At 73.2% G+C, this 1,222-nt stretch carries 1 protein-coding gene; it reads left to right on the plus strand.

Annotation, left to right across the window (positions count from 1 at the left end):
* Positions 1–75: 75 nt before the first annotated feature.
* The coding region (locus AC5LUJ_RS22295; protein WP_493465674.1) for an aminotransferase class I/II-fold pyridoxal phosphate-dependent enzyme at positions 76–1,222 on the plus strand (1,147 nt) is incomplete at its 3' end.

Below are 1,222 nucleotides of genomic sequence, written 5' to 3' on the forward strand. Positions count from 1 at the left end.
GATCCGGCAGCCGGAGCGCCACGGATCGGCGCCGGCATCTCCGGGGCGGCCATACCGCGACAGCCGGCGCCTGACGTGCCAGCGGCGGCGGGCGGCACCTGGCCGCTCGTTACGCCGGGCGGACACGACCCGCTCGGGAACGCGGCGGCCGCGGCGCATACCGCGACGTCCGCCGCGGGGGCGGTCATACCTGCCCGCAGCCGGGACGTGCTGCGGGCACAGGTGATCGAGAGCATCTCCGGGCTGAGCGCCTATCCGGAGAGCCACATCCACGAGAAGCACGCCTTCGTGGGGGATCTGGGCTTCGACTCGATCATGATGACCGACCTGGTGAACGCGCTGGGACGCCGCTGGCCGGGCCTGACCGTGCGCACCGAGGACATCGCCGAGATCACCACGGTCGGTGATCTGGTAGCCGTACTGGCCCGGCGAGCCGGCTCCGCGGGCCTTCTCCCGGCGGCGGCCGGCCCGACGGCCCGGGATGCGCCCGAAGCGGCCGGCCCTGGTCAGGCCGGCATCGAGGCCAGCGTGGAGGCCGGTGCCGGAGCGGATACCGGGATCGGCCTCGGAGCGGGTATCGGAGCGGGTATCGACGCGCGGACGCGGGACTCCAACGGCTTCGCCACCCAGCTGTACCCACAGGGCACGGGGAACGGGCTGTTCGACACCGTCGGCAACGGCAACGGCAACGGCAACGGCCGCCACCGGGAGCACCCGCGCCCCGACAGCGCCGCCACCGACGTCACGGCCTTCCCCGAAGTGGTGGCGCTGCGCAAGCGCCTTGAGCTCAGCGACCAGCTCGGCCTGCACAGCCCGTACTTCCTGCTGCACGAGGGGAACGCCCGCGACCGTACGGTCGTGGCCGGCCGGGAGCTGGTGAGCTTCTCGACCTACAACTACCTGGGCCTGTCCGGGCATCCGGAGGTCAACGCGGCGGTCAGCGAATCGGTGGACCGGTACGGATCCTCCGTCTCGGCCGCCCGCATCCTCTCCGGCGACCGGCCGCCGCACCGCGAGCTGGAGGCGGAGCTCGCCACCCTGATCGGCGTGGAGGACTGCGTCGTCCTGGTCAGCGGGCACGCCACCAACGTCACGACGATCGGCCACCTCGTCGGGCCCGGCGACCTGATCGTCCATGACGCGCTGGCCCACGACAGCATCCTGCAGGGGGCCCGGCTGTCCGGAGCGACCCGCCGGCCGTTCCCGCACAACGACCCGGCGG

It is taken from the genome of Protofrankia sp. CiP1_Cm_nod3 (assembly GCF_982290655.1).